This window comes from Terribacillus saccharophilus (genome assembly GCF_046592595.1).
In the GTDB taxonomy this organism is placed as follows: Bacteria; Bacillota; Bacilli; order Bacillales; family Amphibacillaceae; genus Terribacillus; species Terribacillus saccharophilus_C.
The window spans coordinates 204,478-222,816 of record NZ_JAWVPF010000008.1 but is presented as its reverse complement, the minus strand read 5'-3'; the positions used below and the strand labels follow the sequence as shown (position 1 = coordinate 222,816).

The following is an 18,339-nucleotide window of genomic DNA, read 5'->3' as shown; positions in this document are numbered from 1 at the left end:
CCGCACATTATGTGCGGCTGTTTTTCATTGCCTGGAATCGGGAAACGAAGAAGATGTACGAAGGAGGTCAAAAACAATGGAACAGCATTATTTCGATTCTAACGACTTACAGCTAGCTTATTTGGACAACGGTGCAGAGTCAGATTATGTCCTTGTACTGATGCACGGCTTGTTTGCACGTGCGAGTCTTTACAAGCCATTTATGGAAAGGACAGCAGATTGGCGAATCATCGCTCCTGATCTGAGAGGACACGGCAAAAGCGAGCATGCAGCAGAACTGAATAGTTATGACAGAAACGCCTACCTGCAGGATTTAGAGGCTTTACTCGAAGAAATAGGTGAAACGAAACGACTCATTCTTCTTGGCCATTCCTTATCCGGCGTGACAGCTTATCAATTCGCAGCCAAGTATCCAGACCGTGTAGATGGACTTATTATAGAAGATATGGGTCATAAAGTTTCGGGTGAACTAACATATGCCTTAGAGTTCGAGCAGCCAGCAAACACGCTTGCCGCGCTGTCACACAGCATTGAACAAGTACAGAATGAAAATCACTTCCTCTATTACGCAGAAAGTGCGTATGAAGCAAATGACGGCTGGAGGCTGTGCTTTCATCCCCAAGGGATTAAAGCATCACAGGACTATATGAATGGCGATTATACAGATACCTATCAAAAAGTCACTTGTCCGACATTGCTTATGCGTGGTGCCCACTCCCCTATCTTGTCTGAAGATGTATGGGAAGAGATGAAGCAGCTGCGGCCGGAAGCAGAAGCCGAACAATTTGATACATGCGGTCATAGCATCCATTTTGAGGATCTGGACAGCTTCACCCGCTCGGTTCACCAGTTCTTAAGAAAATGGAAAGCATAACAAAAAGGCCTGCCTTTCGGCAGACCTTTTTGCATGTATAACTTCTACTGAGGGGATGGGAGAACAATAATCCAAACAAAGGGGACTTGTTTGTGATGTTTCTCACAAATATAATGTACCATAACATATTATAGGATGGCAACTATTATGTGCACAATTTCACAAAAAAGTCACAAGCTCTCGTAGTCTAGTCTTTTCCAGATCAGCATAAAGTGATGATAGTCGGAGGTGGTAAGATGAAAGGAATCGGAATCCTGCTGATCGCCTGGGTCATTTTTGCTTTGTGTTTCAATATTCTCGGTATGCTTCATTTTGTATCCATGGCGATTACATTGCCCTTGCTGTTTCTATCATTACTGGCTGCATGTTTTTTCTTTACCAGAAAACGGACCTTCAAAGGCATGAAAAAACCGACGCGTTAGCGCCGGTTTTCTTCTTATTTCTGCAATAGTTTTTCCATTTCATCAAGCTTCGCCTCGAACACATCGAGCGCAGATAGAATGGTCTGTTTATCCGTCATATCTACTCCAGCAGACTTCAGCACCTCAATTGGGTAATCGCTGCTTCCAGCCTTCAAGAAGCCTACGTACTTATCGACAGCCGGCTCTCCCTCTTCCAGGATCTTAGCAGATAGTGCAGTAGCAGCTGCGTAGCCAGTAGCGTATTGATACACATAGTAATTGTAATAGAAATGAGGAATACGCGCCCATTCCAATCCAATTTCTTCATCAATGGTCAAACCATCACCGAAGTATTTCTTGTTCAAATCATAATACATGGACGTCAGATTCTCTGCTGTCAATACTTCTCCGTCTTGCTGATGCTTATGGATCATATGCTCAAATTCAGCAAACATTGTTTGACGGAAGACCGTACCACGGAATCCTTCCAGGAAATGATTCAGCAAATACAGCTTCTCCTGCTCATCTTCCACATTATTGATCATATATTCATTCAGCAAAGCTTCATTGCACGTAGATGCAACCTCGGCAACAAAGATGGAATAGTTGCCATAACGGTATGGCTGATTTTTGCGTGTATAATAGCTGTGCACAGAATGACCGAACTCATGCGCCAAAGTGAACAGATTGTTGACGTTGTCTTGCCAGTTCATCAGGATATAAGGGTTTGTACCGTACGCACCAGACGAGTATGCTCCGCTGCGTTTACCTTTATTTTCTTCCACATCAACCCAGCGGTTCTCGAAGCCTTCCTTCAGGATAGACTGATACTCCTCACCCAGTGGCTCCAATCCTTTTAGAACATAGTCCTTGGCTTCGTCGTATGTTACTTTCATATCGACATCTTTGACTAGCGGCGTATAAAGATCATACATATGCAAATCATCGATACCAAGCACCTTCTTGCGGAGTGCTACATAACGATGAAGCAATGGCAGACGCTCATTGACCGCTGCTACGAGGTTATCATAAACCTGTTCCGGGATCTTATTATTGTCCAGCGCAGACTGACGGGCTGACTCATAATTCCTTACTTTCGCATAAAAGTTATTTTTCTTCACTGTACCTGAAAGTGTAGAAGCAAAAGTATTGCGGAATTGACCAAAAGTATCATACATGGACTTGAATGCGTCCCGGCGGACACGCTGATCCTTTGATTCCAGGAATGTGACATAACGGCCGTGTGTCACATCTACTTCTTCCCCTTCTTCGTTCTTGATGCTCGGGAAAGTTAAATCCGCGTTATTAAGCATACCGAAAGTAGCAGAGCCATTATCTGTGACTTCGGAAGCCTGAGCAAGTAAAGTCTCTTCTTTTTCAGACAGCACATGCGCACGCTGGCGGCTTATTTCGTTCAGGGTATGCTCGTACACTTTAAGGTCATCGTTCTCTGTCAGAAACGATTGGATACGGCTCTCGTCAATCGCAAGTAATTCTGGAACAATATAGCTCATTTTGCTTGAGATCTGTGTAATCAATAGCTCCGCCTTTGATTGCAGTGCCTGATAATGCCCGTTCGTCGTATCTTGGTCATAACGCATATGCGCGTATGTATAAAGCTTGCCGATACGCTCAGACAGCTCATCCTGCAGCTTGAACATCTTAAACAAAGTGTCTGCGGATTCATCAAGCTTGCCTTGGAACGCTGAGATTTTATCTCCGTCCTCAGCCAATGCTTTACGCTCTTCTTCCCACAGGTCATCTGTCGCAAATATATTTTCAAGGTTCCAAGTTTTTTCTACTGGTACCTCACTTCGTTTTGGTAAAGATTTAGCTGATTTTGACACGAACATCCTCCTCCAATGCTGCTTACCTTTTTCTGTTCCAATTAACTATTTCGTATAGTAGCCGGGAAAATCCTTCAACTATAAGCATTTTCTCTCTTATATTATATATAAAAGCAAGAGAATCATGCGAAGAATTTACCTCAAAATAGAGATAATGCCTTTTTCTTCACGAAGGTATCAGCATCAATTTGCTCAAACCATCCGAGCTGGCATAGACGCTGCATATACGATTCCACCGGATGCGTACTGATAGGTACGGCAAAAGGTCTTGTGGCAGCTTCCCATCTTCTGCAGGCATACTTTAACCGATGAAGAGGGACGCTTTCCATTACAGATAATTGATCTAATTGCTCAAGCCACAAATCCGTCTGCCAAATATATGGCGGCACAGACATCTGATATTGTGTTTCAACAGGCTGTAAAACAGAAAGCGGTATATCTTGAAGAAGCAATCCTGCTTCATACAAGCGCATCACCCAGCTTTTAACAGAAGCAGGAGCAAATGTGAGCGGCCTCGCTACCGCTCTTGCTTGGATACTTTGCCACACCTTATGTTTTTCTTCAACATTTTGAGGGAGAACTTGGAATAAATGAGGAAAGAGTAATTTAGGAAGAGGGCGGAAAAAGAACTGACCAACAGTCTGTTTTTTTCCAGTGAGGAGAATGTTTTGGACGTTACAAAATGTTTTACTGTCCGAGCAATAATATAACATCTGTAATGGCAAGTTCTGCTTATATTGCATCAAGAAGCGCTGTTCCCTTTTTGGTAAGTCGAGCATATAAGTAGATGTACGTTTTAACCTGTTGCCGCCTAAGATCCATATAGGAACTATCCCGTTCCGCTCGTATGCTTCATTTCGCCGCAGCAGCTCTTCATCCGATATGGATGCACATTGATATTCGATTGCAAGTTCCCTTCCGCCAGCGGTATACAGAAGTAAATCTGGACGTCTTGTTGTATCTTTGACGTATTCCTCCAACTTTACGGTATAACCTTGGTTTTTCAGCCAATGGAACAGCTGCAGTTTGCCTCGCATATGGTATAAGCTTTCTCCTGTTCGGTCCAGCTCGCAGTCGTGGATTTGCTCGTGGGCGAAATGAGGAACAACCTTATTGCCTGCACGTATGATGACTGACTTTTTGCAGGAAGGACACAGAAAACGCCGCTTTCTGAAATCGTGGATCTGCTCCTTTCGATGTGCAGCAAGCAGGATCAGACTGCCATCCTCCAACTGCGCCTGCAACATAGCTATCACCTCCTTGGAGCTAGTATATAACAGGAAACAGTCAACGCAGAAAAAAGGCTCAAAAAAGCAATTTAAAAGCAAAAAAAATAGACATTCTGTAATGAATGTCTATTTACGAGGGAAGTATTGCTTCACGTTTGTAAGTGCGTCATCAGCGAAAATCACCTTGCCGTATTCTTCCAATCGGTAAATCGTTGTTTGGGAATCATAGCCGAATTCAAGTATCTGACTCAGAATATCCTCCTGCTCATCATCTCCGAGAATGGTGTCATCGAATTCCACATACAGCATATATCTGTCTTTGTAATGGAATAATTTGTTTTCAATGCCATACGTCTCTTCGAAATAGTGACTGAGCTGGATCACATCCTCGAAGTCTCGGAATTGAATAACAAAGGACAATTCTTCTTCATCCTCTTCTTCACTATCTTGCTGATGTGAACCGAATTTCTCCTCAAGGACCGAATCGACTTTCTCTTCCACAGAGGAATGGATCGTTTTATCATCTACATTCAGTTCTAAACTTTCTCCATCTTTGGAAAGCTGAGCCTTCGTTACGACAATTTCCAATCCTTTATCCATTGCCTGTACTTGAATCCAAAGCGGGCCATCGACACTGAAGTCCTCTTTATAATTGACTTCATCCATCATCTGCCAGAACAATTGCTCACTTCGTTCACGGTTATACCAAATATCTTCTTTATCGAAGCCGCGATCTTCAATATCTATATAAGATATATAAAATTTGATTGTATTCTCATTTATTCTTTCTATTTCCATGGTTTTCTCTCCCTCCAGTAAAGTGGCAGGTGAAAAACGCCCTCTTGCCTTTACACTTCCCGTATTCCCTTACCCTCAATCTAACTTTTTCTGTGTGTATTTCTATTTTATGATAAATCCTTCTGTATGGAAAACAGAAAGGCTTAAAATTGCCGAAAAAAGGCGAATGACCTTAGAAGGATTCTGTCCATTGTAGCGCATTTCAGAATATTTGTCACTTGAGGATGACTGGAAAGAAAAAAGGACGCAGATCCGAATGGATCTGCGTCCTTTTTTGTATAAGGTCAGTTGACCATACGCTGTGCTTCACGCAACTGGAAGGTACGCACAGTTCTTGGCAAGAAGCGGCGAATTTCATCCTCATTGTAACCTACTTGCAAACGTTTCTCATCAAGGATGATCGGACGTCGCAGCAGACCTGGGTTTTCTTGAATCAAGCTATATAACTTCTTCAATGGTAATTGATCTAAGTTCATATTTAGGCTTTGGAAAACCTTGGAGCGTGTAGAGATGATCTCATCTGTACCATCTTCTGTCATACGCAGGATTTCCTTGATTTCATCAAGTGATAATGTCTCGGAGAAGATGTTCCTCTCTGTGAACGGAATATCGTGCTCTTCTAACCAAGCTTTAGCTTTGCGGCAAGATGTACAACTTGGTGAGGTATAAAGTGTTACCATTTAACTTCACTCCTCAATACAGAATATGTTTCTATTTCTTTGCCCATGGAAAGATTTTATTTAAAATAATTTTAATTTAATCTCTCTATGTACAAGTATACTACAGTGGTCAAGTTATTAAAAGGCTTCCTGAAAGATACCACAGATTTTACACAAATATACGTATGCGTCGTTGTTATGGTTACTATTTACCCTGCATTCAGGGTTTCAAACACATTTTAATAAATTATTTCTGATTTTCTTTCAATGTATCAAAAATACTATCCTTTTCCGTATCCTTTGAAAATGTCAGCACTTCATCCGATGTCTGATAGGACTCTCCATACAGCTGCTTATCTTTGTACGTGTGGATTTGTTCATACATTTCCCGCATGGCGTCGAATATCTCCTCCTCTGTCTCACCATTAGGTGCCCAGTACAGGATCTCCATCGGATTTTCTTCTGCGGTGGCAAGGGAACGCCGGTTATAGCCTATCGTCTGAGCGTGCTGGAAACCTTGTTTTTCGTAGAAACGAAGACGTTTTTGGGAATCGGAATCATCATACTGCAGTGGTTCTACTTCAAGCAGGATAGGCTTTCCGCGCTGCTTCAGCTTATCAATCAGCTTGCCTCCGATGCCTTGTCCGCGCGTTTTAGCAGCAACATAGACATAATCGATAAATAGAAAATGGTCAAATTCAGCATACATCAGGACATGATCCGCGCTTTCATCCTTAAAGTATACATCTGCTTTTTCTTTCAGCAGTAATTCCATGTGTTCTTTCGATTTCATCTCTTCTATTGGAAAATACTTGCTCAGTTTCTCATACCAATTCATAAGGCATCTCCTTCAGCGACTTAATAACATAGTTATACCCGCGAACCCTCTTCATAAACAAAGCAGCCTCCCTTGAGGAGGCTGCTTTGGATCATGGTGTAAAATCGACACCTTCTGTATAGTTGTTTGCTGCATTCCAAATGAGAAATTCATCGATTCCATTCTCATTTAGCGCACGGATTTGGTCTTCTACTTCTTGCTTGCCATACTGTTTGGAAGACACCCATGGGGCCTCGAAATCCTGAATCCATGGTCTTGATACCGGTTTATTTTCAAGCTTGCCCAACACTTCATTCTCCACTTTGGCATATTCAGCTGTCAGCTCATACGGATGATCATTCGGAACATCCAATCCGAAATAAGACGTCCAATGGCTCGGATAAATCATGGAGGAGATAACATCAACATTGGATGAAATTTTGGAGAAGTTCTGACCAATCCCTGGTGCTTCCTCCAAAGTAGCTGCGTAGCCGAATATATCAACCGATGTCTGTACATCATAATTGGATAGTTCCTCTTTTGCATATGCGACAAAATCTGTTACTGCATTTACACGTTTTTGGACATTATCGGTATTTTCATCCGTATAGTCACCAAGGTCATATTGCAGTTCATCATCCTTCGTCTCAAATCCTTCCGGGAAACGGACGTAATCAAACTGGATTTCTTCGAAGCCCATCATCGCTGCTTCTTTCGCCAGTTCAACATTGTACTCCCATACTTCATGCTGGAAAGGGCTGACGAATGCTTCCCCGCGTCCATTTTTCCACACACTGCCATCTGTATTGCGGAAAGAAAGCTCCGGCTTCTTCTCCGCTAGCAACGTATCTTTAAATACAACGATACGGGCAATCGGGTAGATTTTATGCTTCTCTAATTCCTCCAGCATCTTCTGCGGATCGTCTATGTAGTTTTGTGCGATATCATAATAGGGTGATTTTTCATCGGGCTTATATGTAATGTTACCATGATCGTCTTTAATATCGATGACCATTGCATTGAGATCTGTTTCGTCCACCATCTTCACTAAACTGTCGAACTTCGCTCCCCCTGCACTGGGTCCTGTCACGTATATGCCTCTGACAGCATCGGGATAGTCAAAGGATAGATCTGATGAATATGTAAATCGTTTCATCACTTGCGGCACTTCATACGTTTCCACGGTCGAGGAGCGGGCAGTAAGCTGCTTTCCTTCCAGTTGCTCTCCTTCATTAGCTGCAAAGGCAGCTGTTGGCATTAGCACTGTAACAGCAAGTGCGGCGGTCATCATCGACTTCTTGAGTTTTCCCATTCTATCAATCTCCTATTTGGTAGTTAGTTTCATTATAAGGGAGATATTTGGCAGATGAAACCGGTTTTACCAAGTCTCTGACGAAATCTCCAAGTTTATGTCGCATTATACCCCCTCTTCCTAGTTATCCTTTTTTTTCATAGAGCAAACCTAAATATAAAAAACCGCAGCCAGAGGCTGCGGTTTTGCACATTAGTTAGTAACTGTGTTTTGTTTGTCTTTTTTGTATTCTTCAAATTCCTTTGATGTACACAATACCCAATGTCTTGGGCTGATTTCACGGAATTCCGGCTCTTCGCTTGTATCATGCTGACTCGGGTCATATACGATACGTTTGCGGTTGCGCTCGTAAATTGGATCCGGAAGCGGGATTGCGGAAAGAAGGGAGCGTGTATAAGGATGCACCGGATTCTTATAAAGCTCCTCTGCATCAGCAAGCTCAACCAGCTTCCCGAAGTACATAACACCAATCCGGTCACTGATGTATTTTACCATGGAAAGGTCATGGGCGATGAACAAGTAAGTAAGTCCTTTTTCTTTTTGAAGCTGCTTCATCAAGTTGACTACCTGTGCCTGGATTGATACATCAAGTGCTGAAATCGGCTCGTCGGCGATGATGAATTCTGGGTCTACAGCCAATGCACGCGCGATACCCAAACGCTGACGCTGACCGCCACTGAACTCATGAGGATAGCGGTTGGCGTGCTCTTTGTTCAAACCAACTGTTTCCAGCAATTCATATACTTTCGCTTTTCGCTCATCAGCGTTTTTTGCCAAGCCATGGATATCGATTCCTTCTGCAATGATATCCATAACAGTCATACGCGGGTTCAAGGAAGAATACGGATCCTGGAAAATCATTTGCATCTGACGGTTGAATTTCTTCAATTCAGATTTGTTTTTCTTTCCTTGTACGTTTTCTCCTTTGAAAAGCACTTCACCATCTGTGGAGTTATATAAACGGATGATAGAGCGGCCAGTTGTGGATTTACCACAGCCTGACTCGCCTACAAGACCGAATGTCTCTCCTTTATAAATATCAAACGTCAATCCATCTACTGCTTTGACGACGTTATTTCTTCCAAGTTTGAAATGCTGCTTCAGATTCTTGATCTCAAGTAATTTTTCCTGACTCATTATCGCGTCGCCTCCTCGGAATGATCCATTGACTCGATCCGCTTCTTAACAGACTCAGGCGGCTCGACTTTCGGTGCATCTTCATGCAATAGCCATGTTGCCGCATAATGCGTGTCAGACACTTTGAACATTGGCGGCTGCTCAACAAAATCAATTTCAAGTGCGAATTTGTTACGCGCTGCAAACGCATCCCCTTTTGGAGGTGCAATCAAATCAGGTGGTGTACCTGGAATCGCGAACAGTTCCTCTTCATCACTATCAAGTGTCGGCATGGAACCAAGCAGACCCCATGTATACGGATGTTTTGGATTGTAGAACACTTCATCAGTCGTTCCGATCTCAACTATCTTACCTGCGTACATTACGGCTACCCGGTCTGCTACGTTGGCAACTACCCCAAGGTCGTGCGTAATGAAGATGATGGATGTGTCTACTTTTCGTTGGATGTCTTTCATCAATTCTAGAATTTGAGCTTGAATTGTTACATCCAATGCAGTTGTCGGTTCATCCGCAATTAATATGCGCGGATTGCATGCAAGTGCCATAGCTATTACGACACGCTGACGCATACCGCCTGAGAACTGGTGCGGGTATTGCTTCATACGTGATTCCGGATTCGGAATTTGCACTAAATTCATCAATTCAATTGCTTTTTTCTTCGCTTCTTCCTTGCCAAGTTTTTGATGCTTAAGCAAGCCTTCCATGATCTGCGTACCGACCTTCATCGTCGGGTTAAGAGATGTCATTGGATCCTGGAAGATCATCGCCATCTCCTTACCACGGATAGCTTGCATATTTTTGTCTTTCAATTTGGTTATATCTTTATCATCAAAAAGGATAGAACCCTCTTTCACAAAGCCATGCGGCTGCGGGAGCAACCCCATCAATGCTTTTGTCGTTACAGATTTACCAGAGCCTGATTCACCAACGATTGCAAGTGTTTCCCCTTTTTTCAGATCAAAGGAAACGCCCCTTACTGCTTGTACTTCACCGCTATGGGTCTTAAATGAAACTTTGAGGTCATTCACCTCAAGGATATTATCTTTTTTCAAGGTAGTCGCCTCCTTTAATTATTTTCTCATCTTAGGATCGAATGCGTCACGTAGTCCGTCTCCAAGAATATTGAACACGATCATAAGGACTGAGATTATGACTGCTGGGAATACAAGCAACGATGGTGTAGTCAATAATGTTTTGAATCCGTCATTGATCAATGTACCAAGTGATGCTGCTGGTGAAGGCAGACCAAGTCCAATGAAACTTAGGAATGCTTCGAAGAAGATAGCTGATGGGATCGAGAACATTGTATTAACAATAATCAGACCCATAACATTTGGAACTAAGTGCCTTGCGATGATCTTCCGGTTAGGTGCTCCTAATGTGCGGGCTGCGAGAACAAACTCATGTCCTTTAAGCTTCAGCACCTCACCACGAACTATTCTGGCCATACTTGTCCAGCCTGTTATCGTAAGTGCAATGATTATCGCCCAAATACCCGGATCAAGAATCAGGATCATCAATATTACTACAACTAAGTTCGGTATACCGATGATAACTTCTAAGAAACGCATCATATAGTTATCCACGCGGCCGCCATAATAAGCAGCGATACCACCATATGCAACACCGATCACCAAGTCAATTATTGCAGCAGCAACTGCAATTAGAAGGGAAACTCGCGTACCATCCCAAACACGTGTCCATACATCACGTCCTAAACGGTCGGTTCCGAAATAGAAGTATTCATCTTCTACTCCTTTAGCAGCATATTTATCATACGTAGCTTTTACTTCAGCGGAGTTAGGACTTCCGTCTCCCTCGCTGACAGTTTCAAATGTAATAAAGTCAGTTTGATTATCAAACTGTAAATTAGCTTTCATTTCAGCAGCTTGTACATTATTACCATTAAAAGTTTTGGTTTCTGTTCCATCCAAGCCAAGGAAAGAAATGTCTTCAAGTACAGGAATTCTCGGACCCATCAATGAACGATTTAGATCCTGTTCTTTATACGTATAGTCACTTGCAATTGGAGCGAATATACTCATCAGAACGATAACAAGCAAAAGAAACAGTGAAATCATAAAAAATACATTCTTCCGCAGGCTTCTTACTGCGTCCTGCAGTAGTGTCGTACTTTTACGAGCCATGACATCACTTTGCTCTTGGGTGCGGTCAGCAGGACGGAAAAGGTTTTTATCCAGCTCTTTTTTTCGGTTTTCCATCATCTCAGTCCTTTCCAGAAAGCCTAATTCTAGGGTCGATCAATCCGTACAAGATATCGATGATCAATATCATTACAATGAACACGACTGCGAAGAACATTGTCGTACCCATGATGATTGGGAAATCATTCGAGGTAACAGATGTTACGAATTGTTCGCCGATTCCAGGAATTGAGAAGATCTGCTCGATAACCAGCGTACCTGTAAGCAGTCCTACAGCCAGTGGTCCTAAAATTGTAATCAATGGAATTAAAGCATTTCGGATACCGTGCTTGAAGATGATAGCTGCGCCTGCAAGGCCTTTTGCTCTTGCAGTAGTGATATAATCCTCATTTAACACTTCAATCATTTCAGTTCTCATGAATCGAGCGCATGTAGCCATCGGGAAGATTGCTAAAGCAATTGTTGGCAAGATCGAGTATTCAAATCCATTCCAAGTGGCAACTGGAAGGACACCCCATTTTACAGCCACAAAATATTGCAGCAAGCCCGCAAATACAAAGGACGGGATTGATGTACCCAATACAGCGATGATTGTAGATAAATAATCTGATATACCATTGTGATAGATTGCTGACACTAGTCCAAGTAATATACCCAAAACGGTACCGATAATTAAGGCTTGAATACCTAGTTGAGCTGATGGTCCAATACGATCCCCAAGTATGTCGGATACTTCTCGATTATCATATTTAAAGGAAATACCCAAATCTCCTTGGACAAGTCCTCCTAGATAGTTTACATACTGAACTGGAATTGGATCATTCAATCCATACTTTTCATAAATTACTTCTTGCTGTGCTTCAGTTAATTTGTTTGCATTTGCCAAAGGAGATCCCGGCAAAAGCTTCATTAACACGAATGAAATAGTAGCTATTAGAAATAGCGTGATTATCATGTAGATGACTCGCTGCCCTATATAACGTGCCATAAGAGCACCTCCTGAATTAATTGTCGAAAAATTCCCTATTATTCGATAACGCTCACCAATGGAAAAGAGAGTATACGCCAATAACGGGCTATACTCTCTTTCTCCTCATTCACTTCATATAAGTTTATTTTTAAACTTATTCTTCTGCAGCAGCGTTATCTGCATATGCCCATTTGTATTCAAAGTCGTTTCCGGCTGGGTTAGAGAATACGCCTTGCAATTTCGGGCTCTGTAGGTAGGAGTAACCTGCTTGATACAAAGGAGCAATTGCTGCATCCTCAAGCAATACTTTCTCTGCATCCAGGAAATTCTGCCAACGAGCTTCTGGGTTTGTCGCATTGTCAGTAGAAGCTTGCTCTACTAAAGAATCATATTCTTCACTTGAATATGCCATACGATTGTTTTCCCCATCAGTAACAAATAGGTTCATGAAAGTGTAAGGGTCGATATAATCCGGTCCCCATCCTGATACTTGGATATCAAAGTCTCCGGCAGTATCCAGGTCAAGTCTTTGTTGGAATGGTACTTGCATTGTTTCGATTGTAAGTCCTTCCAGGTTACTTTCTAACTGTTCTTTCAAGTAATCTACAATCTGAACAGAAATATCTGCGTCACCTGTAAGGATTTCAAGTGTGATTTCGTCTTGTCCAAGCTCTTCTTTCGCTGTAGCCCAAGCTTCTTTAGCTGCTTCTACATCGTAAGTCAATAGGTCACCATTAGCTTCACGGAAGTCCTTACCATCTGGACCTTTTACAAAGTCTTTAGGCATTAATCCGTTAGATACTGTAGAACCATTGTTCAATACCACGTTAACAAGACCATCTTTGTCGATTGCTTGCGCAATAGCTTTACGTGCATTCAGATTCGCAAGTGGAGTTTCTTCACCTGTGCGATTTTGGTTCAATTTCAAATACCAAGAAGCCATGTCTGGTACTGGTAAGTAATCAGGGTCATTAATACGTTGATCAACAAACTCAGCAGTCAATGAAGTACGATCAACTGCGCCAGTATCATAAAGGTTCACACCAGTAGCTGTATCTTTAACAACTTGAAGATTGATTTCTTCTAGCTGTACAGTATCAGCATCCCAGTACGTATCGTTTTTTACAAATTTCATTGTGCTTCCGTGGTTCCATTCTGTCATTTTGAAAGGACCGTTAGAAAGCAGGTTATCTGCTTCAAGTGCATAGTTTTCGCCTTGTTCTTCAACGAATTTTTGATTCAAAGGCATGAATGTAGGGAATGTAGTTAATGACTCGAAATATGGAACCGGCTTTTCAAGCTGTACTTCCAATGTATAGTCGTCAACTGCTTTAACACCTAGCTCGTCAAGTTCAGCTTCACCTTGGTTAACTTCAGTAGCGTTTTTAATGACGCCACTCATCATGTATGGACCGTATTCAGAACCTGTATCAGGATTGATAGCTCTTTGCCAAGCATAAACGAAGTCATTTGCTGTTACAGGATCACCGTTTTCCCACTCCGCATCTTCACGAAGTTTGAATGTCCAAGTAAGACCATCTTCACTAACTTCCGGATCGCCAGTAGCAATACCTTCTGCTAGGGAACCATCTTCGGCTAGACGGTATAGACCTTCTTGAATTTCGGAAGTCCACTGAATACCATATTGGTCATCCGCAAGTGAGGAATCCATAGATGGAATCTCATCACCGATTGTTAGATTGAATACTTGATCGCCGTTAGCAGAGCCTGAAGCGCTATCTCCGCTTCCGCCTTCTCCGCCGCCGCTGCCGCCTGAGCTGTCAGAGCCACCGGAACATGCAGCAAGGAATGAACTTAGTACTAAAACAAGTGCAAGCAATAGCCAGTTCGTCTTTCTCATGTAAAACATGACCTCCCCAAAAATTCTAAATTTTATCACTTTTCTACGAACAACTTGTTCGCAATTAGAATTATACAAGTTTTCTCACAATTTGTGCACCCCTAATTTTATACGAAATTTACAAAAGTGCGAAAACATTGCATTTTCATAACAAAAAATAGGACAAATTTACTAGTTTATTTTGCGTATTTCATGCTTAATTTTATACTTTTTACACAATTCCAAGTATAATTACCCCTATGAACAATCATACGCAATAGGAATAAATGTTCCCCAACTCCCTTTCATTCTTGTGCTATAATTGTTCATAATCTTTTGAAGGCGGTAATGTATATTGTTTGGTAAAAGGAACTTGATTCTATTATTGATTAATCTGGCAATCACAGGATTGCTTTTCTTCTTATCAGATCAGCACAATCTTCTTACTTTGATAAACTCACTCTTTTATGTTGCTTTCTTTTATTTTATCGCAGCGCTGTTGTTGTTCGTCATAAAAGGAAGAGTACTTGATGGGATAACGAGAAGTTTCCGGAGATTTGGCAAGTATATGAGCAGAGGGATGCTCGACTTTGAAGAAAATGGAGAGCCATCTGAATGGGTAAATCGTTCTTTCCTCAGCTTTATGCAATGTCAAGCTGCTGTCTTAATTGGACTGATGCTTATCCTCCTTGCGATATACTATCTTATCTGACAGACCGGCTTGCAAACCGGTCGCAACATGCATATAATGAATAACTAACAGAATATAAAAGCGACGAAGAAAATATAGTACGATACTCCTCTGGTTCAAGAGAGCTTGTGGCTGGTGGGAACAAGCACCATGGGTAGCGGAAATTGGGTTTTTGGAGCTGCGGGATCATCTCCCGCCGTCTAAGCAGGCGTTATCTGCAACAAGTGATCCTTCGTACAGGAGGATAATTAGGGTGGCACCGCGGTCTATTCGTCCCTGCAGCATATGCAGGTAAGCGAATGGATTTTTTTGTGTCTTTTTTAGGAGGATAATTAACATGAAAACTATTTTTTCAGGTATTCAGCCAAGCGGCAGCTTGACACTGGGCAACTACATCGGCGCTCTTAGCCAATTTCCTGCGTTGCAGGAAGAGAATCAATGCTACTTCTGTATAGTGGATGAGCATGCCATCACTGTACCGCAGGACAGATTGAAGCTAAAGCAGCAGATCCGTTCACTCGCAGCACTTTATCTGGCTGCTGGAATCGATCCGGAGAAGTCTGTTCTCTTCATTCAATCCGAAGTGCCTGCGCACACGCAGCTGGGATGGATGATTCAATCCATCAGCTATATAGGTGAATTGGAACGTATGACACAGTACAAGGACAAATCTGCTGGAAAAGATGGCGTTTCAGCTGCTTTACTGACGTATCCGCCGCTTATGGCTGCCGATATTCTTCTATACAATACGGATATCGTGCCTGTTGGCGATGATCAGAAGCAGCATTTGGAGCTGACACGCAATGTAGCGGAACGATTCAACAACCGTTTCAATAACATCTTTACAATTCCGGATATCCAGATTACAAAAGTCGGTGCTCGGATTATGTCCCTTCAGGAACCGACGAAGAAGATGAGTAAATCGGATGTGAACCTGAAAGCTTCTATCTTCATCCTGGACGAACCAAAGCAAATCGAGAAGAAAATCAAGAGTGCGGTTACCGATTCCGAGGGCGTCGTGCGCTATGATAAAGAAAACAAACCAGGTGTCAGCAACCTGCTAACAATTTATTCGGTTGCGACTAATAAAACAATTGAAGAAAGCGAGCAGGAATTTGCAGGCAGCGGATATGGTGAATTCAAACAAGCCGTTGCGGATGCAGTCGTGAACATGCTTGCTCCTATCCAGAAGCGTTATTATGAATGGATGGAAAGCGATGCGTTGGATGAAGTGCTTGATAAGGGCGCGGAACGCGCACAAGCAGTTGCAAACAAAACATTACGTAAAGCAAAAAAAGCGATGGGATTAGGTCGCGGAAAATAAAAATAACCGGCAGATGATTGCCGGTTATTTTTTATGAAGTTTTTGCTTGATCATTTTGCTCCAGTTCCCATAGTTTTTCATAGAAAGGCTGGCCCTTTACCATTTTTTCACAGAGTTCTTCCTGTTTTTTGCTCCAGCCGACAGAAACTCCATCATATAGCTTCTGCCATGCTTCCTGAAATGCCAATGATCGATTCAGATGATACTCCTCTGGTTTCCATTCTGTCAGCCAGTATCTGACCTGTTCCAAATTTTCACTCGTCTCAAGCTGATCCATCGTCATCATCAAGAGCTGCTTCAGCTGTCGCTCCTTCCTTGTGAGTCCGACCATTAAATCGGGCTTCAGGGATAGGATGTGGTACTCTTTCTTTTCCTCTTCTTCTTGCCAGTTAAAGATCTCGGGCTGGGCATCTTCAATCATCTGGTAAACAAGCCGCTCTTGCCGCGGAATAAGCCTGCTTTTTCTGACAGGTGTAATATACCCCATCGTATCGATTGCAAGGATTGCTTTACCGTTCGTTACAATGCAAGCATAATCGATGGCAATGCGTTCTTGATTTTTCCTTAGGAAAGCTTTGCGGTGAATCATATCCAACATTTGCTTCGGAAGCTCCCTCAAGTCATTCTCGATGTATGCGAACAGCGCATCTTCTATGTAGAGCAGCGGAACCTGATCGAGCAGCTCGATACCGTCTTCCTTTCGCCACTCATGAAAGGAGCATACATTATAGCCATTTTCTTCACCTTCAAACCAGTTCACCCAAATATCATGCATAAATAACATAGATATAACCCTCACTTTACTTTTCGATTCTGCTAATCCGACTCCGGAACGCGCTTGCATGCAGCTGAACCATTGGGTGTAGGAGCGCGCGCCGTGTGGCTTGTAGTAGGATACATTATGACCAACCAGCAAGGATTTATTCTTGAATTATATGATTGAAGCAAATAAAAAAAACCTCCTATTATAATAGGAGGTTTTGTAAATTACTGATATTGTTTGAAAACTAGTGCAGCATTATGGCCGCCAAAACCAAGGGAGTTACTTAAAGCGGCACGGACTTTCTTCTCGCGCTTTTCGTTTGGTACATAATCCAGGTCACAAAGCGGATCTTTCTCAGTTTGATTGATTGTTGGCGGGATCATGCCTTCTTGAATTGCTTTGACACAAATAATCGCTTCTACTGCTCCAGCAGCACCAAGCATATGTCCTGTCATTGATTTTGTTGAAGAAATAGCAGTCTGGTAAGCATGGTCGCCCAGAAGCTGTTTCAAAGCTGCAGTTTCGAACTTATCATTAAGCTCTGTGCTTGTCCCATGTGCATTCACATAGTCGATATCCTCTGCCTGCAACCCTGCATCCTCGATTGCTTGACGCATCGCACGCACAGCACCCTCGCCTTCTGGAGCTGGGGCAGTGATATGATAGGCATCACCTGATGCTCCGTAACCGACGATTTCCGCATAAATCGTTGCACCGCGTTCCAAAGCGGAATCAAGTGATTCTAAAATCAAGATACCCGCTCCTTCTCCCATTACGAAACCATCTCGGTTAGCATCGAATGGACGGCTAGCTGTTTTCGGATCATCATTGAAGGATAGTGCTTTTGCAGCAGAGAAGCCTGCGAAAGCCATTTTTGTCAAAGGCGCTTCTGATCCGCCTGTGATCATCGCATCTGCATCACCGCGTTCGATAACTTTAAAAGCATCACCAATCGAGTTTGCTCCGGATGCACACGCTGTAACGGAGCAGGAGTTGATCCCCTTTGCACCAAGCTGGATGGATACTTGTCCGGAAGCCATATCCGGAATCATCATCGGTACAAAAAATGGACTCACTCGACGCGGACCTTTTGTCATTAGTTTCTCAAACTGTTCTTCATATGTTCCCATTCCGCCAATACCGGAACCGATCCATACTCCAATACGGTTTGCATTTTCCTCTGTGATTTCCAGTTTCGCATCTTCCACAGCCATTTTACTCGCTGCTACCGCATATTGTGTGAAAAGATCCATGCGTTTCGCATCTTTCTTTTCCATATAATCTTCAGGGTTGAAGTCCTTTACTTCCGCTGCCACTTTTGCAGGGTAATCATCTTTATTAACTCGGGTCAAGACATCAACACCCGATTTACCTTCCAAGAGATTCTGCCACGTTGTAGCTGCGTCATTTCCAACTGGTGTCACCGCACCTAGTCCCGTGACAACTACTCTTTTCTTTTCCATACGATTGTTTCCTCCTTCTTCAGCAATAAAGATATGCTGAAGCTGTTCT

At 42.7% G+C, this 18,339-nt stretch carries 17 protein-coding genes and 1 other annotated feature; of the genes, 4 read left to right on the top strand and 13 right to left on the bottom strand.

What is annotated here, in order from left to right; genetic code table 11:
• The first annotated feature begins 76 nt into the window (after nt 1–76).
• Nucleotides 77–874 (top strand): alpha/beta fold hydrolase, encoded by a 798-nt coding sequence (locus SFC25_RS15040; protein ID WP_411216068.1) that lies wholly within the window; start codon nt 77–79, stop codon nt 872–874.
• Nucleotides 875–1,110: 236 nt separating this feature from the next.
• Nucleotides 1,111–1,296, top strand: coding sequence for a hypothetical protein (locus SFC25_RS15035; RefSeq protein ID WP_411216067.1), 186 nt, complete (start codon nt 1,111–1,113; stop codon nt 1,294–1,296).
• Nucleotides 1,297–1,310: 14 nt separating this feature from the next.
• Here the strand turns inward: SFC25_RS15035 and pepF are convergent, their stop codons facing one another.
• From pepF to SFC25_RS14980, 11 genes are all read right to left on the bottom strand, one after another.
• On the bottom strand, nt 1,311–3,122 hold the full coding sequence (pepF, locus tag SFC25_RS15030; RefSeq protein ID WP_411216066.1) for an oligoendopeptidase F: 1,812 nt from the start codon (nt 3,120–3,122) through the stop codon (nt 1,311–1,313).
• A gap of 140 nt (nt 3,123–3,262) precedes the next feature.
• Nucleotides 3,263–4,369 (bottom strand): competence protein CoiA, encoded by a 1,107-nt coding sequence (locus SFC25_RS15025; protein ID WP_411216065.1) that lies wholly within the window; start codon nt 4,367–4,369, stop codon nt 3,263–3,265.
• 108 nt (nt 4,370–4,477) lie between these two features.
• Nucleotides 4,478–5,149 carry an adaptor protein MecA gene (mecA, locus tag SFC25_RS15020; RefSeq protein WP_411216064.1) on the bottom strand — a complete coding sequence of 224 codons (672 nt, stop codon included), beginning with the start codon at nt 5,147–5,149 and terminating at the stop codon, nt 4,478–4,480.
• Nucleotides 5,150–5,433: 284 nt separating this feature from the next.
• On the bottom strand, nt 5,434–5,829 hold the full coding sequence (spxA, locus tag SFC25_RS15015) for a transcriptional regulator SpxA (protein WP_038559379.1): 396 nt from the start codon (nt 5,827–5,829) through the stop codon (nt 5,434–5,436).
• A 226-nt stretch (nt 5,830–6,055) separates the two neighbouring features.
• Nucleotides 6,056–6,646 (bottom strand): GNAT family N-acetyltransferase, encoded by a 591-nt coding sequence (locus SFC25_RS15010; protein WP_411216063.1) that lies wholly within the window; start codon nt 6,644–6,646, stop codon nt 6,056–6,058.
• A 91-nt stretch (nt 6,647–6,737) separates the two neighbouring features.
• Complete coding sequence (locus tag SFC25_RS15005; protein ID WP_411216062.1) at nt 6,738–7,937, bottom strand: putative glycoside hydrolase; 1,200 nt, start codon at nt 7,935–7,937, stop codon at nt 6,738–6,740.
• Nucleotides 7,938–8,129: 192 nt separating this feature from the next.
• On the bottom strand, nt 8,130–9,074 hold the full coding sequence (locus tag SFC25_RS15000; protein WP_411216061.1) for an ABC transporter ATP-binding protein: 945 nt from the start codon (nt 9,072–9,074) through the stop codon (nt 8,130–8,132).
• Nucleotides 9,074–10,126 carry an ABC transporter ATP-binding protein gene (locus tag SFC25_RS14995; protein WP_411216060.1) on the bottom strand — a complete coding sequence of 351 codons (1,053 nt, stop codon included), beginning with the start codon at nt 10,124–10,126 and terminating at the stop codon, nt 9,074–9,076. Before SFC25_RS14995 ends, SFC25_RS15000 begins: the two co-directional genes overlap by 1 nt.
• Nucleotides 10,127–10,144: 18 nt before the next feature.
• Entirely contained in the window at nt 10,145–11,296 is a 1,152-nt protein-coding gene (gene opp3C, locus SFC25_RS14990) for an oligopeptide ABC transporter permease (protein WP_411216103.1), read from the bottom strand.
• Nucleotides 11,297–11,300: 4 nt separating this feature from the next.
• Nucleotides 11,301–12,227: an oligopeptide ABC transporter permease gene (gene opp3b / locus SFC25_RS14985; RefSeq protein WP_411216059.1), complete on the bottom strand. Its 927-nt coding sequence runs from the start codon at nt 12,225–12,227 to the stop codon at nt 11,301–11,303.
• Nucleotides 12,228–12,363: 136 nt separating this feature from the next.
• A complete protein-coding gene (locus tag SFC25_RS14980) occupies nt 12,364–14,070 on the bottom strand; it encodes a peptide ABC transporter substrate-binding protein (RefSeq protein ID WP_411216058.1) in 1,707 nt (568 codons plus the stop codon).
• Between the two features lie 334 nt (nt 14,071–14,404).
• On the opposite strand from SFC25_RS14980, the gene SFC25_RS14975 reads away from it, so the two are divergent.
• Together SFC25_RS14975 and trpS are read left to right on the top strand one after the other, a co-directional pair.
• Complete coding sequence (locus SFC25_RS14975) at nt 14,405–14,761, top strand: DUF3899 domain-containing protein (RefSeq protein WP_411216057.1); 357 nt, start codon at nt 14,405–14,407, stop codon at nt 14,759–14,761.
• A 54-nt stretch (nt 14,762–14,815) separates the two neighbouring features.
• Nucleotides 14,816–15,021 (top strand) — a binding site (T-box leader).
• A 56-nt stretch (nt 15,022–15,077) separates the two neighbouring features.
• Complete coding sequence (gene trpS / locus SFC25_RS14970; RefSeq protein WP_411216056.1) at nt 15,078–16,064, top strand: tryptophan--tRNA ligase; 987 nt, start codon at nt 15,078–15,080, stop codon at nt 16,062–16,064.
• Between the two features lie 31 nt (nt 16,065–16,095).
• Here trpS and SFC25_RS14965 read toward each other — a convergent pair whose 3' ends face one another.
• Complete coding sequence (locus tag SFC25_RS14965) at nt 16,096–16,848, bottom strand: YjbA family protein (RefSeq protein ID WP_411216055.1); 753 nt, start codon at nt 16,846–16,848, stop codon at nt 16,096–16,098.
• A gap of 203 nt (nt 16,849–17,051) precedes the next feature.
• Nucleotides 17,052–18,290: a beta-ketoacyl-ACP synthase II gene (gene fabF, locus SFC25_RS14960; RefSeq protein ID WP_411216054.1), complete on the bottom strand. Its 1,239-nt coding sequence runs from the start codon at nt 18,288–18,290 to the stop codon at nt 17,052–17,054.
• Nucleotides 18,291–18,339: the final 49 nt, after the last annotated feature.

Bases quoted from the DNA above. Each gene is read 5' to 3' on its own strand.
- SFC25_RS15040 (WP_411216068.1), top strand. From the start codon at position 77: ATGGAACAGCATTATTTCGATTCTAACGACTTACAGCTAGCTTATTTG.
- SFC25_RS15035 (WP_411216067.1), top strand. From the start codon at position 1,111: ATGAAAGGAATCGGAATCCTGCTGATCGCCTGGGTCATTTTTGCTTTG.
- SFC25_RS15025 (WP_411216065.1), bottom strand. From the start codon at position 4,369: ATGTTGCAGGCGCAGTTGGAGGATGGCAGTCTGATCCTGCTTGCTGCA.
- mecA (WP_411216064.1), bottom strand. From the start codon at position 5,149: ATGGAAATAGAAAGAATAAATGAGAATACAATCAAATTTTATATATCT.
- spxA (WP_038559379.1), bottom strand. From the start codon at position 5,829: ATGGTAACACTTTATACCTCACCAAGTTGTACATCTTGCCGCAAAGCT.
- SFC25_RS15010 (WP_411216063.1), bottom strand. From the start codon at position 6,646: ATGAATTGGTATGAGAAACTGAGCAAGTATTTTCCAATAGAAGAGATG.
- SFC25_RS15005 (WP_411216062.1), bottom strand. From the start codon at position 7,937: ATGGGAAAACTCAAGAAGTCGATGATGACCGCCGCACTTGCTGTTACA.
- SFC25_RS15000 (WP_411216061.1), bottom strand. From the start codon at position 9,074: ATGAGTCAGGAAAAATTACTTGAGATCAAGAATCTGAAGCAGCATTTC.
- opp3C (WP_411216103.1), bottom strand. From the start codon at position 11,296: ATGGAAAACCGAAAAAAAGAGCTGGATAAAAACCTTTTCCGTCCTGCT.
- opp3b (WP_411216059.1), bottom strand. From the start codon at position 12,227: ATGGCACGTTATATAGGGCAGCGAGTCATCTACATGATAATCACGCTA.
- SFC25_RS14980 (WP_411216058.1), bottom strand. From the start codon at position 14,070: ATGAGAAAGACGAACTGGCTATTGCTTGCACTTGTTTTAGTACTAAGT.
- trpS (WP_411216056.1), top strand. From the start codon at position 15,078: ATGAAAACTATTTTTTCAGGTATTCAGCCAAGCGGCAGCTTGACACTG.
- SFC25_RS14965 (WP_411216055.1), bottom strand. From the start codon at position 16,848: ATGTTATTTATGCATGATATTTGGGTGAACTGGTTTGAAGGTGAAGAA.
- fabF (WP_411216054.1), bottom strand. From the start codon at position 18,290: ATGGAAAAGAAAAGAGTAGTTGTCACGGGACTAGGTGCGGTGACACCA.